The 13435-nt window shown below is 71.2% G+C and carries 9 protein-coding genes; 5 read left to right on the top strand and 4 right to left on the bottom strand.

Annotation, left to right across the window (positions count from 1 at the left end; genetic code table 11):
• Positions 1-7 precede the first annotated feature (7 nt).
• Both WMF33_RS44655 and WMF33_RS44650 read right to left on the bottom strand, forming a co-directional pair.
• Positions 8-2182 (bottom strand): type VI secretion system Vgr family protein, encoded by a 2175-nt coding sequence (locus WMF33_RS44655; RefSeq protein ID WP_437334288.1) that lies wholly within the window; start codon positions 2180-2182, stop codon positions 8-10.
• Positions 2179-4362, bottom strand: a complete 2184-nt coding sequence (locus tag WMF33_RS44650) for a type VI secretion system Vgr family protein (RefSeq protein WP_437334287.1) — start codon at positions 4360-4362, stop codon at positions 2179-2181. The genes WMF33_RS44655 and WMF33_RS44650 overlap by 4 nt, the downstream gene beginning before the upstream one ends.
• 206 nt (positions 4363-4568) lie before the next feature.
• Here WMF33_RS44650 and WMF33_RS44645 point away from each other — a divergent pair, with 206 nt between their 5' ends.
• Together WMF33_RS44645 and WMF33_RS44640 are read left to right on the top strand one after the other, a co-directional pair.
• A complete protein-coding gene (locus WMF33_RS44645) occupies positions 4569-5600 on the top strand; it encodes a DUF2169 family type VI secretion system accessory protein (protein WP_437334286.1) in 1032 nt (343 codons plus the stop codon).
• Between the two features lie 62 nt (positions 5601-5662).
• Positions 5663-6967, top strand: coding sequence for a hypothetical protein (locus tag WMF33_RS44640; protein ID WP_437334285.1), 1305 nt, complete (start codon positions 5663-5665; stop codon positions 6965-6967).
• A 95-nt stretch (positions 6968-7062) separates the two neighbouring features.
• Here WMF33_RS44640 and WMF33_RS44635 read toward each other — a convergent pair whose 3' ends face one another.
• Both WMF33_RS44635 and WMF33_RS44630 read right to left on the bottom strand, forming a co-directional pair.
• Complete coding sequence (locus WMF33_RS44635) at positions 7063-7947, bottom strand: alpha/beta fold hydrolase (protein WP_437334284.1); 885 nt, start codon at positions 7945-7947, stop codon at positions 7063-7065.
• 125 nt (positions 7948-8072) lie between these two features.
• Entirely contained in the window at positions 8073-8531 is a 459-nt protein-coding gene (locus tag WMF33_RS44630) for an N-acetyltransferase family protein (RefSeq protein WP_437334283.1), read from the bottom strand.
• Between the two features lie 342 nt (positions 8532-8873).
• Between WMF33_RS44630 and WMF33_RS44625 the strand changes: the two genes are divergently transcribed.
• The 3 genes from WMF33_RS44625 (at position 8874) to WMF33_RS44615 (ending at position 13196) form a co-directional block, all read left to right on the top strand.
• Positions 8874-9962: an AAA family ATPase gene (locus WMF33_RS44625; protein ID WP_437339576.1), complete on the top strand. Its 1089-nt coding sequence runs from the start codon at positions 8874-8876 to the stop codon at positions 9960-9962.
• Positions 9963-10177: 215 nt separating this feature from the next.
• Positions 10178-11482 (top strand): cation:proton antiporter, encoded by a 1305-nt coding sequence (locus WMF33_RS44620; RefSeq protein ID WP_437334282.1) that lies wholly within the window; start codon positions 10178-10180, stop codon positions 11480-11482.
• A gap of 121 nt (positions 11483-11603) precedes the next feature.
• Positions 11604-13196: an alkaline phosphatase D family protein gene (locus WMF33_RS44615; RefSeq protein WP_437334281.1), complete on the top strand. Its 1593-nt coding sequence runs from the start codon at positions 11604-11606 to the stop codon at positions 13194-13196.
• The last annotated feature ends 239 nt before the right edge of the window (positions 13197-13435 follow it).

Genomic DNA, 13435 nt, shown 5'->3' with positions numbered 1-13435 from the left:
AACCTCATTATTCGTGCTTCTGCGTCCCGCTCTCGACGCTGCCGACATCGCCCCTGAGCTGCCCGGAGATCTCGATCTTCCCCGGGCTCATCTTCACGACCACGCCGCCCGCTTTGAGGGTGAGCGTGCCCGAGCTCTCGATCGAGATGTCCGACCCCTCCACCGTCATGTCGCCCCCGACGGCGTAGGAGCCCGCGGCGCTGAACGTCTCGGTGATCGCGCCGCCCGCGGTCAGCTTGCGCGACGGGTACGTCTCCGAGAGGAGGCCCTTGGCCGTGAGCGTGTACTCGGAGCACGCGACGCTCTTCGCGCCGGCGATCTGGAGCGTCGATACGCCGCCGACGTCGACGGAGGCGCTCGACGCCGCCGCGCTCGACCAGCCGCCCCCGTTGATGACGAGGGACCCGCCCTTCACGACCCGCTGCTGGTGCTCGACCGCCGCCTGCGCCTCGCCGCCGCCCACGATGCGCGTGAACGTGGCGCACGCGGTCGTGTGATCGCCGCCCGTCCGGACGCCGCGCAAGGCGGCGATCGCGACGGACTCGGAGGCGGCGCTGAGGCTGATCTGCGCGCCCGCTTCGACCGTGCGCGACCCGCCGACGCTGTACGTCTGCGCGCCGGCCACGCGCTGCTCGAACACCCGCCCGACGGTGAGCTTGCGAGCGCCGCCGACCGCCCAGGTGTCGTCGGCCTTCACGGCGGTGACTTTGTCGTTCTCGGTGCGCTCGTTGTAGTCGCTCGAAGCCTCGAAGATCATCCCCTCGTCGCCGGCGGTGTCGTCGGTGGCGAGGCGGTTCCGGCCGCCGCCGCCCGGCGTCGTCAGCGTCCCGAGCGCGCTCACGACCTTCTCCCGCGGCAGCGCGGCGGGCGGCGGGGCCGCGCGGTTGTAGAGCCGCCCGAGCACGACGGGGGCGTCGCCGTCTTTGCCGGAGAACCCCACGAGGACCTCCCAGCCGGAGCGGGGGAGGAAGAGGGCGCCGGAGGTGGCCGGCTGGCTCACGCGCGTCCACGCCGAGCTCGTGCCGTCGTCGGGCCCCCGCCGGTCCCACCTGTGCTTCACGCGGACGCGGCCGTGCTCTTCCGTGTGGATCTCGGCGCCGCGCGGCCCGGCGACGACCGCCGTCTGCACGCCGCCGAGCCGCGGCGCGCGGGAGCGCTCGGGGCGATAGGGGATCTCGGCGGGGATGGCCGTGAACCTGGCGGCATAGGGCCGCTCCTCGGCCTCGCGCTCGCGCCCCTCGTGGATCACCTCGACGAGCAGCCAGCGCCCGTCGAGCTCCTCCCGCTCGCCACCCTTCAACGTGAGCACCGCGCCCGCGAAGAGGCCGCGGGCGTTCGTCTCGCCGTGGAGGACCCGCCGCCGGGCGCGCGCCTCTTCCAGCCGCTGCGCCGCGACGCGCTGCCCCGCCGCCGGGTCGAGGTAGCCTCCGGGGTAGTCGTACACCCGCCGCGCGCCCGCGCCCGCCGACACGCCCTGATCGAGCATCGGCTTCTCGAAGTCGTAATCGCGCAACGCGACCTCCTCGAGCGCGACCCGCTCGACGAGCCGCGCGCGGTACACCGACTCGCCCGCTTCCATCCCCGCCTCTTCCCGGACGGGCAGCGGATCGCCCTCGATCTCGGGGTGCGCGGCGATACGATCGGTCAGGATGCAGGTGTTCCCCGCCGGATCCAGGAACCACGTGATCCCCTCCTCGGCGAGGACGCGCGTTATGAACTCGAGATCTCCCTCGAACTGCTGGATTCGCTGGGCGCGCTTCTGCGGCGCGCGGCCGACGCGGACGTCGAGCGCGATCCCGTGCTCCTCGAGCAAGGCCCGGGCGATCTCGATCGCGTCGAGGTCCACGAAGATGCGGTGATCCACGGCGTCCATGCACGCCGCCGCGCGGGGCACGAGCGTGAGCACCCACTGGCCAGGCTGGATCTTCACCGCGTCGACCACCGCGTCGATCGCGCGCTCGCGCCCGGAAGGCCCCTGCCACGTGAGGCGGGCAGCGGCGGTGACGAGCGGGAGCGGATCGGTCTCGCTCGATGGATCCGAGAGAGCGCAGGTGATCTCGAAGGAGAACGGGGCATCGAGGCGCTCCCGCCCGACGAGCCGCGTGACCCGGACCGCCTCGGCGAGGCCGTCGACCGACACGTGGAAGAGCTGCGCGAGCGCCATCTCCGCGGCTCCCTTCACGCGATCTTCGTCCCGTCGAGGTGCTTGACCAGGAGCCCGTCCACCTTCGTCGTGCCGCGCGTCGCGCGCAGCGCTCCGCCGCGGATCTCGAGCGCCCCGGCGCTCAGCGAGGCCGCCTCGATGGTGATGTCCGCCCCGCGGATGGCGAGCTCGCCGCCGGCGCGCAGCGTCGCGCTCCCCGCCGCGATCCTCCCGACCGCGGCGGAGAGCGCGGCCGCGCCGCCGGCCGACTCCACCGCGGCGCCGCCCGCCTGGATCCGCTTGGCCCCGTGCGCGGTGTCCGCGAACCTGCCGCCCGCGACGACGGTATAGGCGCCGCCCACGGACTCGACGCGCGCGCCGGCGACGCTCTCCGTCACGCCGAGCGTCGCCGCGAGCGTCGATGAGCCGCCGGTCGCCTGGACGAACGCGCCGTCGACCTGCATGTTCGCCTGGTTGCACTGGAGCGCGTACGCGGCCCCGACGACCTCCGTGTATTCCCCGCTCGCCGCGACCGTGCGATTCCCGCCCGCGCTCAGGAGCTCGGCCCCGCCGACGGAGAGCGACACCGCGCCTCTCGCGGACGTGGCGAAGGTCGTTCCCACGTTCACCGACTGCGAGCCTCCGACCGCGTGCGCCTGCGCGCCGAGGACGACGTGGGCGAGCGAGAGGCCGACGTCCTGCGTGAGATCCGCGCCGACCTCCGTCCTCGCCGCGCCGCCCACCGACACGCTCTGATCCCGCGCGGCGTGGAGGAACAGCTCCTCCCGGCCGGCGTCGTCGCTCATCCGGATCTCGTTCGTGCCGCCGCCACCGGGCGACGTCGTGGACTGGAGGGTCGTGGTCGCCGCGCGCGCGGGCAGCGCATACGGCACGACGGCTGTCGCATTGTAATGACGGCCGAGGACGAAGGGCACGTCCGGATTGCCATCCAGGTAGACGACCGGCACCTCCCATCCCACGCGCGGCAGGAGCATGGCGCCTCCGAGCGGCCATTGCAGGCACCGCACCCAGGCCGACGACCGATCGTCCGCGATCCCCGACGGATCCCAGAGGAACCGGAGCTTGACGCGGCCGAGCGCGTCCACGTGGATCTCCTCGCCGGGCGGCCCGGTGATCACCGCGCTCTCGATGCCCTCGACCCTCGGCGCCCGGGCGGGGACGGCCGGCCGGAAGGGCGTCTCGCCGGCGGGGACGAGGAGCAGCCGGTTGCGGTAAGGCGCCGCCGCGTCGCGCGGCGCGGGCCGCCGATAGGCGTGCTCCACCCGGACGACGAGGTACTCGCGGTTCATCTCGTCGTCCACGCACCCCTCGACGCGGAGCCGGCGCCCCGGCTGCATGCGCGTGCAGTCGCTCGCCGCGAGCGCGCGCACGGCGAAGCGCCGGAGCTGCTCGAGGCGCACCTCTGCCCGGCGCTGCGCCGCGGCGCTGGTGGGCATGAAGGCGGGATACTCGAAATACGAGAGCGCGCCCCCGCCCGCGGCGCCCTCGATGTAGACGTCCGGGTTCTGAACGTCGAAGTCGCGGACCAGCACCGAAGATGGGGCGACCTCCGCGGTCGACGTGAGCTCGTCGATCGAGCGCCGCCGGACCATGCCGCTCGCGTCCTGGTAGGGGACGGTCACCGGCGCTGCGATCCCGTCGTGCGCCTCCGGCGTGTCCCCGAGGACGAGGACCTCGCGGTCGCCTGCCGTGTCGAACCAGTACGAGATCCCCTCGTCCGCGAGGAGCCGCTCGATGAACGACCACGCTCGCTCGCCGTACTGCGCGCACTGCCGCCTCCGCGCGTAATCGCCCGCGAGCCGCAGGTCGAGCCGCTCGGCGGGGACGCCCGCGTCGCGCAGCACCTCGGCGACGATCTCGTGAGCGGCCTTGTCGAGGAAGACGCGGTATCCGCCCTGGAAGGTGAGCTGCCAGAGCGCCGGCGCGAGCACGAGCGTGTACCGATGAAAGGCGCGCTCGCGCCCCTCATCGCTGATCTCGGAAATGAGCAGCTCGATGCGGCGCGCCGCCCCCTCGAGCTCGTCCCGGAGCGAGAGCAGCGCCCGAGATCCGGCTGCGGCGCCGAGATCGAGCGCCTCGGCCGCGAGGACCTCGACCTCCCAGCGAGGGAGCTCGTTCATCGCCTCCGTGCCGGTGACGCGGAGGACATGGCACGATTGGACGACCTTGTTCGCAATCTCGAGCTCGATCTCGAACACGTTCCTACTCTCGGCCGTTGCGGGGCATAAGCCATCCTGGTATCATGCGCTCATCGTGCAGGCAACAGCCCTTCGCCCTGTCCCTCGTCATGTGGGCTCGTATGCCTCGCCGCACGGCTGCTCGCCTCGCTTGATCGCACGTTTTCGTCGCTCCCCGCAGGTTTTCGGCGCGAGCGCGCGCCTCGTTCAGCGCCGGGCTGGGCAACGTGGGAGTTGATTCGGCCGCCGTCGGCGCGGCGGCGGCGAGCGGGGCTGTCGCCAACGCGACGCCGTTCGCGGTCGTGGCGTGTCCGCTGGTCGAGGCCTCCGGGCGGCCTGTGGTCGCCGTGATCGTCAAGGGCACGTTCGGGGTGGAGCGCAGCAAGGTTGTGCCGGTGGAGCCTCGGCCTGTCCGGATGAGCGATGTCCCGCGCGACGAGGGGGATCCGTGGAGCAGCCTCCGGTACGCGTCGGATCTCTGCCCGCGCAAGCACGGGGCGGATGTCGTGGCCGTGGGCGAGGCGATCTCCCCGCGGCCCGTCGCGGTGATGGACCTGGCGATCCAGGTCCGCGGGGCCGCTGCGCCGCTGCGGGTCCACGGGCCGCGGGTCTACTATGCGTGGCTCGGTCAGGTCGCCATCGGTCCGGCGGCGCCGTTCGAGCGAGTCCCGCTCGTCTATGAGAAGGCCTATGGCGGGCGGACGGACGACCTGAAGCTCATCGAGCCGCGCAACCCGAGCGGCGCGGGCGTCGCGCAGCGCCCTCACGATCTCATCGATCGCCTCGCGCCGCAGATCGAGCACCCGGCTCATCCCATCGACGGGCCGCTCGCTCGCCCGGCGCCCGCGGGATACGGGCCGATCCCCGCCCACTGGTCGCCGAGGCGCGAGCGCGCGGGCACCTTCGATGAGCGCTGGAAGGCAGAGCGAATGCCGCTCATGCCGCTCGACTTCGACGTGAGGCACCACAACGTCGCGCACCCGGCGCTGATCCTGGACGAGCCGCTGCGGGCCTCGGACCCGGTCGCGGTGCTCGGGATGTCGCCCGACGGGCTCTTCCGCTTCGAGCTGCCCGCGCTCCCGGTCGTCATCCATGCTCGGTTCGACAGCGGGCGAAAGGTGAGTGTCCGCCCGGAGATCGACACGCTCGTCCTCGAGCCGGCCGAGCGTCGGTTCGAGATCGCGGGCCGGCATGCGTTCCCGATCGGCCGCGGCGTCGAGGTGCTGCGCGAGCTCCGGGTGGATCTCGACAGCGGGTGACGCGAGGCAGGACGACGATGGCTGTCGACGAGAGGGCTGTTGACGGAGAGGCGGAAGGGGGCGTGAGCCTTGCGTGCTACGCCGCGGTGCACGCGGCCCTCTCGGAGGGGTTTTCGCTGGACGCCGCGCTCCTCCGCGAGCGCGTATCCCCGGCGTCCTGGGGCGACGCGGAGCCCGCGTGGGCCGCGCGGCTCGCGGAGAGCGCCGGAGGGGATCAGGCGCTCCTCGGCCGGTACGACGCGTTGCTCGCCGAGGCGCGCGCCCGGTTTTCCCGGCGGATGCGGCCGATCGACGAGGATCTCCGGGCCTGGCTGGGTTTCCTGCGCGCCTGGTCGTCCTCCGGCGACCACCTCGCCTTTCTCGACGCGCGTGGCGTGCGCTTCAGCGACATCGCGCGCCTGCAGCTCCGCTGGGCGGAGCGCATCGCCTCGGACGCCGGTTTGCGGGAGCAGGTGCTCGCCATCGTGGGGGAGCCGCCGGGGCCCTGTCCGGACATCGCGGTGGATCCCGGCATCGCGCCGCCCGCGGCGGCGCGGCCGTCCGGGAGGCCGGCGAGCGGCCTGGGGGACAGGCCGGCGCCCCGTCCCTCGCTCTGGGCGCCCCTGCCCACGCCGGGCAGCGATTCACCTCCGCCGGCGGCAACGCTGGACGGGCCGCCGGCGCCGCGCGCCGAGGCGGCCGCTGCGGCGCCGAGAGTGCCCGCGGCGGTCGAGACGGCGCAGATGCCAGAGGGCATGAGACACTTCCGGAGCCTCCGTGAGACGGAACTCGGGCCTCCCGGGCCGTCGCGGCCGGCGCTGCCGTTCGCGTCGGCGCTGGCGGTGCCGCCGGAGGTGGCGTTCCAGCGCGCGAAGCAGCACGCGGAGGCGACGCAGGGGCCGCGCGCGGAGCCGCCTGCGCAGCCGCTCGCGGCGACGGCGCCCCTGCGCGGCGAGCCCGGCGGGCCGGCGCTCCCGTTCTCGCGCGAGCGCGCGGCGGGCACGGCCCCGGCCGCGTCCCCGGAGGTCTCGTCCGGCTTCGAGATGCCAAAGGGCATGAGGCATTTCCAGAGCCTCCGTGAGACGGAGCTCGCGTCCTCCAGCCCGCCTGGACCGGCGTTGCCCTTCGCGCCCCCGCCCGCGGCGATGGCGCCGCTCGAGAGCGGCGTGCCGTCGCTCTCGCTCGAGCGATACGCCGCGCTCTGCGTGGATCTCCGCCGGTTCCCGGAGCAGGGGAGCGAGATCCTCCGCCGTCACGGGATCACGGCCGAGCAACGGGCGAACCTCGACGCGCACTGGCGCAAGCGAATGGCCGAGGAGCCCGCCGTGCGGCTCGCGTGGGAGCGGGCCTGCGAGGCGTACGCGGGCCGGTACTCAGGGCCGCGCTGACAGCGCGTGTCTCGGGCGGCTGCCGCGCAGCGGTGCAGCCGCGATGAGCGTCGATGTTGTCCAGAGCCGCGCAGGCAGCTGCGCGCTGGCGCGCGCTATGGACGGTACGACCCCTCCTGACGCGGTCCCTCCGTGCGCCTGATGAAGGCGCTCATCAACGCGGCGCATTCGGCCGGATGGGTCTCGAGCAGAAAATGCGGACCGTCGAGGACGTGCGCCTCCATGCGCGGGAGCGCCTTCATCCAGGAGAGGGTCTCTTCGAGGCCGAAGAAGACATCGTGCCGACCCCATACCATCAGCGCCGGGGGCTGCCAGCGATCGAGATAATCGGCGATCTCCCCGAACCGCGCGAAATGGCTGCGATAGTCGAGCACCAGCGCGCGCTGCGTCTCGAGCCGGCCGGGGAGCGACATGATGCGCCAGTCCTCCTCCCACAGCCGGGCATCGATGCGCTCCGCGATGTCCCGGGGCACGCCGCCCACATATTGGTCGCGCGTCCCTTCGAGGGTCAGGTGCGCGGTCGCCTCAGCTTCCCGCTCCGGCGTGGGATCGTCCCAGTAGGCTCTGGTCGCCGACCATTGCGGCCCCATCCCGCTCTCATGGGCATTGGCGTTCTGGACGATGAGGCTGCGTATCCTGCGCGGCGCGCGCGTGGCGAGATGAAGCCCCACCGGCGCTCCAAAATCGTGGAGGTAAAGGTGGAAGGACTCGGCCCCGAGCCGCGCGAGCAATGCGTCGATGATGTCCGCGAAACGCGAGAATGAGGGCCGCTCGATCGGCTCGGAGCCTCCGAACCCCGGGAGGTCCGGAGCGATCACGAAGCAGTCCCGTGCAAGAGCGCCGATCACGTTCCGAAACGACTCCGAGGAGCTTGGAAAACCGTGGATCAGAAGGAGCGCCGACTTCTCCCGATCGCCTGCCAGGCGGACCGCCACTTCGGCACCTTCAATCTCAAACCTCACCCGTTCCGGTTCTCTCATCGCACCTGACTCCTTCGACGCCTTCAGATGCCTGACGCGCCTCGCCGGCAGATGGTGATACGCCTTCCGTGCACCCGCGCTTTGTGTAGCCGTCGCTGGACGCGACCGCCAGATCGATCATCGCCTCACACACGCTTCATCATGGCTCGCTCGCCCGATTCGCGAGACGGACCCACGTCGATGAATCCGTGGCGGACGTACAACGAGATGGCGCTGAGGTTGTGCTCCTTCACGTCGAGGCGGAGCTCACGTGCGCCCTGCTCGCGTGCCCACCGCAGGATCTCCTCGACCAGCGCGTCTCCGACGCCGCGGCCGCGCACCTCCGGCGCTACCCACATGCTGATCAGCTCGTAGGTGCCTCCGAGAGGCGCGCCTGTGGCCATGCCGACCGGCTCGCCGTCGACGTAGGCCACGAGGTTGTGGGAACCGGGCAGCTCCAGGCGCGCGCGCCAGCGCTCGTCGGATGCGTTTTCCCATTCCTCGAGCGTCGAGCCGAAAGCATGGGGAGCGTCCGCGAGCGCGCGCAGCCGGACGTCGCGCCAGGTAGCCCAATCGTCAGACGTCAAGGCCCGCAAGCTGATCACGTGAATCCCTCAACTGCTGGTGGCGAGCTGCCCAAGCCGAACGACTCGGCGACCTGCATCGGTCTGCTCAACGATTCGTCGATGGGTCAACCGAAGCCGCCGGGCCAGGTCTGTCCAGACCGTCGCATCTGTGACCTCACCCACGGAGAGTCCCACGGATTGGCGCTGCGCCTCAAGGCCCGGATGCTGCGCAGCGCCATGGGCGTCGGGCTGGGCCACCTCGTCGGCGAGCTGGGGTCGCGATCGCAGCAGGACGAGGACCGTCGCCAGGGGCCGGCGTCGCGGGAGGCGAAGGGAGGCGAGCTCGGCGCGGCCGGACCACGATGGGCTATCCTGGGCGGGATGACGGTCCAGGAGCTCCACGTCGCGGGATATCGCTCGATCCGAGAGCTGACCCTCCCCCTCGCGCAGGTCAATATCATCGTCGGACCGAACGGCGTCGGCAAGACCAACCTCTATCGCACCATGGTGCTGCTCGGCGCCGCGGCGAGCGGGAGCTTCGCGCGCACCCTGGCCGAGGAGGGGGGGATGCCGTCTGTGCTCTGGGCCGGCCAGCGCAGCAAAGGCCCGGTGCGGATGACGCTGCGGGTGCGGCTGGATCAGCTCGTCTACGAGCTTCAGTGCGGGCTGACGCCGCCGCCTGCAGGGCCGTTCCAGCTGGACCCGGACATCAAGGAAGAGAACCTCTGGCTGCTCGACAAGCGCCGCCGCCTGCCGATGCTGGAGCGGGCCGCCGGCTCGGCCTTCGCGCGCGACGTCGACGGCCACCGCGTGACCTTTCCCTTCTCGCTCTGGGGCTCGGAGTCGGTGCTGTCGCAGGTGGTGGAGCCGCACCGCTTTCCTTTGCTCTCGGTGGTGCGGCAAAAGCTGATGAACTTCCGGTTCTATCACCACTTCCGCACCGACGCCGGCGCGCCGCTCCGGGTGGAGCAGGTCGGGGTGCGGACGCCGGTGCTCAGCACCGATGGCCACGATCTCGCCGCGGCGCTGGCGACGATCCTCGATATCGGCGACAGGGGCGCCTTGCGGGATGCCGTCTCCAGCGCGTTCCCGGGCGCGTCGCTCGAGGTCTCCTCGACGCAAGGGCGGTTCCGCGTCGAGCTCGGGTTGCCCGGGATGTCGCGGCCGCTCGACGCCCGCGAGTTCTCGGACGGCACGGCGCGGTATCTCTGCCTCCTGGCGGCGCTCTTGAGCCCGAGGCCTCCGCTGCTCCTGGCCCTGAACGAGCCGGAGACGAGCCTGCATCCGGATCTGCTCGGGCCGCTCGGGGATCTGCTCGTGCACGCGGCGTCCCGGAGTCAGCTGTGGATCACGACGCACTCGCGCCCCCTGGCGGAGCGGATCCGGAAGGCGACGCCCTGCCGGGTCATCGAGCTTGGCAAGAGAGGTGGGGAGACGGTGCTGGCGGGCGGCGCGGCGGAGGAGGAATGACGCCCTGCGCCGCGGCGCAGAGCCTGCGGCGCGTCGGCGGAGCCAGCTGCTCGGCAGCCGTCCGGACAGCCCGACGCAGGTCCCGCGGTCGAGGCTTGACATTTTGAATCAGCTTGGATGTTCTTCCCTCGGGTATACTTTGACGTCCAACATTTTCTCCGGACTGCGCCGCGCCTCGCTCGAGCCGACGCGCGTCGGTCTGTAAGCCTGGGAGCATGGATCTATTCCAAGTCTCGGCGGCGTTGCTCTCGCTCACCGCGGTCTTCAGCTTCTTCAACCATCGTTTCCTCAGGCTGCCGACCACGATCGGGTTGATGCTGATCGCAATGACGACGTCCCTCGTCATGGTGGCCATCGGAGAGCTGTTTCCGGAGGTGGAGGCCGAGGCGAAGGAGCACCTCTCGGGCATCGATTTCAACAAGACGTTGATGCAGGGGATGCTCGGTTTCCTGCTGTTTGCCGCCGCGTTGCACGTCAACCTGGCGGATCTGAAGAAGCAGCGGGTCGTCATCGGCGTCCTGGCCACCGGGGGTGTGCTCATGTCCACCGTGCTGGTGGGCGGCATGACCTACGCCCTCATGACGCTGATGGGCGTGCACATCCGGCCGGTGTACTGCTTGCTCTTCGGCGCGCTCATCTCCCCCACCGATCCCATCGCGGTGCTCGGGGTCCTCAAGCACGTGGGGGCGCCGAAGGAGCTCGAGATGAAGATAGCCGGGGAGTCGCTCTTCAACGACGGCGTGGCGGTGGTGGCGTTCATCGGGCTCCTGGAGATCGCGTCGGGGACGTCGGGCCTCGATCTGCAGCGGCTCTCGCTGCTGTTCGTCCAGGAGGCGATCGGCGGCGTGCTGTACGGCCTCGCGCTCGGCTTCGTGACGCTCGCCATGCTGCGCAAGGTCGACGACTACAAGGTCGAGGTCTTGCTCTCGCTGGCGACCGCGGCGGGCGGCTACGCCCTGGCGTACGCGCTCCATGTCTCCGGCCCCATCGCCATGGTGGTGGCCGGGCTCTTCATCGGGAACGAGGCGCGCGCCGGCGCCATGAGCGAGAAGACCCGCGAGCACCTGGACGACTTCTGGGAGCTGATGGACGAGATCCTGAACGCGGTGCTGTTCGTCTTGATCGGCCTCGAGCTGTTGATCGTCGCGTTCGACGCCCAGTCGCTGCTCGCGGGGCTCCTCGCGTTTCCGGTCGTGCTGCTCGCGCGGTTCATCGCGGTCGCGCTGCCGGTGAGCCTCATGAAGAGGCGCAGGGTCTTCACCCCCGGGGCGATCCGCATCCTCACCTGGGGCGGCCTGCGCGGCGGCGTCTCGGTGGCCCTCGCGCTCTCCATCCCCGGGAGGCTCGCGGATGGCACGCTCGTTCCGGAGCGCGAGATGGTGCTGACCATCACCTATGTCGTGGTGGTCGTTTCCATCGTTGTGCAGGGCCTGACCATCGGCCCCTTGCTGCGCCGGACGATCGCCGCCGCCGCCGCCGCCGAGCCGGAGGAGGGGCCGATCGCCGTCGGCGGCGGCTAGCTCGCCGGCGGATCGCGAAGCGCGGAGCGACCCACCGCCAGCGAGTTTACAGGGGCCCACGCACATGGTGTCATGACGGCGATGGGCCGCTCCCCAGGGCGACCCCTGGAAGGAGACCCTCGTGGCCGAGCTCTTCCCGGGCCGCGGGGCGGAGCGCCGTATGCCCCGCTTCGCAGGGATCTGGACGACGACCTTCGGGACGCTGACCATCACGCAGAGCGGCAGCGCTGTCCGCGGCACGTACACGCACAAGGGCGGCCGCGTCGAGGGCGAGCTCGAGGAGGGCGTGGCGCGAGGCCGGTGGTTCGAGCCCGAGCACGGCAAGGAGGGCTGGTTCGAGCTCATCATCGATGACAGCGACAATACGTTCGGTGGCTCGTGGAAATACGTGGGCTCGGCGGGCTGGGACGGGCCATGGAACGGCGTGCGACTCGAGCTCCCCTCCGAGGCGGAGGGCGGCAATCCGGGCGGATGGAACAGCCATCCGGGAGGCCCGCTCCTCGCAGGCCCGATGGTCGGCGAGGTCTCCGAGACGGAGGCGCGCATCTGGATCCAGGCGAGGGACACCTCCCCGCTCTCGATCTCGTTGTCCTCCGACGACGGCGAGGAGATCGGCGCCGCGCTTTCGCCCGAGCGAGCCGAGTGGCTCTGCGCCGCCTTCCACGTCACGGGCCTGCGCCCTGGCCAGCGCTACAGCTACGAGATCTCGAGCGAGAACGGCCGCACCGATCGCCATGAGCTCCGCACCGCGCCCGAGGCGGGCGCGCGCAGGCTCAAGATCGCCTACGGCTCGTGCTTCTGGGACCATTCGAACGCGCGGCTCACGATCTTCGACGCCATCGCGCGCGAGGGCGCCGACGTCTTCTTGATGATCGGCGACACGTCCTACTGCGCCGATCTCGACGCCCGCTCCGAGCACACGCTGATGCTCACGCACCTGCGGAATCGTAACAGCGATGCGATCCGGAGGCTCTTGGCCGAGGTCCCTGTGCTCGGCATCTGGGACGACCACGACTTCGGCGCGAACGACGCGGACGGCCGCTACGAGGGCAAGGGCACCTCGCTGCGCGCGTTTCGGCGCTGCTGGGCGCAGGCCCGCTTCGGGCTGCCCGACGTCCCCGGGGTCTTCTCGTCCGTCCGGATGGGCCCCGCCGAGATCTTCCTCCCGGACTCGCGCTACCACAAGCGCGTCTCCGGCGCGGAGATCCTCGGTCGCGCCCAGCTCGATTGGCTGCTCACAGGCCTCGGCGAGAGCGCCGCGCCCGTGAAGATCATCGCCTCGCCCACGCAGGTGCTCCCCGAGCACCCCGTCAAGAACGGCTGGGACAGCTTCCGCACCGACGCGCCCGGCGAGCTCGAAGAGATCCTCTCTTTCATCGAATCCAACGACATCCAGGGCGTGGTCTTCGTGAGCGGCGACCTCCACATGGCGAACCTCATCCACGTGCCCGGACGCGACGTCGGCGGGCGCGCGGGGCCCGAATTCTGGGAGCTCACGTCGAGCCCCCTCGCGAACGCGCCCTGGAACGAGCCTCAGGTGGGGAGGGGCATCGATCGCTATCTCCTCAGCGAGGTGTTCGACCGCACGAACTACGGCGTCGTGGACATCGATCTCGACCGGACCGGCGAGGAGATCGCGCTTGTCCTGAAGGGCGAGCACGGCGAGACGTTGCTTCGGCAGCCGATTGCGCTCGCGGATCTGCGTGCACGCTGAGCCCGGCCTTGACAGCCGGAGCCGTTCTCCCTCCCAGGGATGGAGCGCAGGGGCGATGAGGGTGAACGACTGGAGGACATCACGCGCCCGCCGCGATCGCATCCTGGAGGCGCGGGAGCTCGGGCTTGAAGGGGTGCGGCGCGGCGGCCGTCTCCTTTAGCTCGGATCCCCTGGATTGGGTGTGGGCCTCCCGTCAGGCCCCTCTCACCGCGTGAGCGGCGGCCAGTGTGCGGGAAGTG

Origin of the sequence: Sorangium sp. So ce394 (assembly GCF_051474665.1) — a bacterium.
In the GTDB taxonomy this organism is placed as follows: Bacteria; Myxococcota_A; Polyangia; order Polyangiales; family Polyangiaceae; genus Sorangium; species Sorangium cellulosum_D.
The sequence above is the reverse complement of the archived record's forward strand: the minus strand, read 5'-3'. Positions and strand labels throughout refer to the sequence as shown.

Bases quoted from the DNA above. Each gene is read 5' to 3' on its own strand.
- WMF33_RS44625 (WP_437339576.1), top strand. From the start codon at position 8,874: ATGACGGTCCAGGAGCTCCACGTCGCGGGATATCGCTCGATCCGAGAG.
- WMF33_RS44620 (WP_437334282.1), top strand. From the start codon at position 10,178: ATGGATCTATTCCAAGTCTCGGCGGCGTTGCTCTCGCTCACCGCGGTC.
- WMF33_RS44635 (WP_437334284.1), bottom strand. From the start codon at position 7,947: ATGAGAGAACCGGAACGGGTGAGGTTTGAGATTGAAGGTGCCGAAGTG.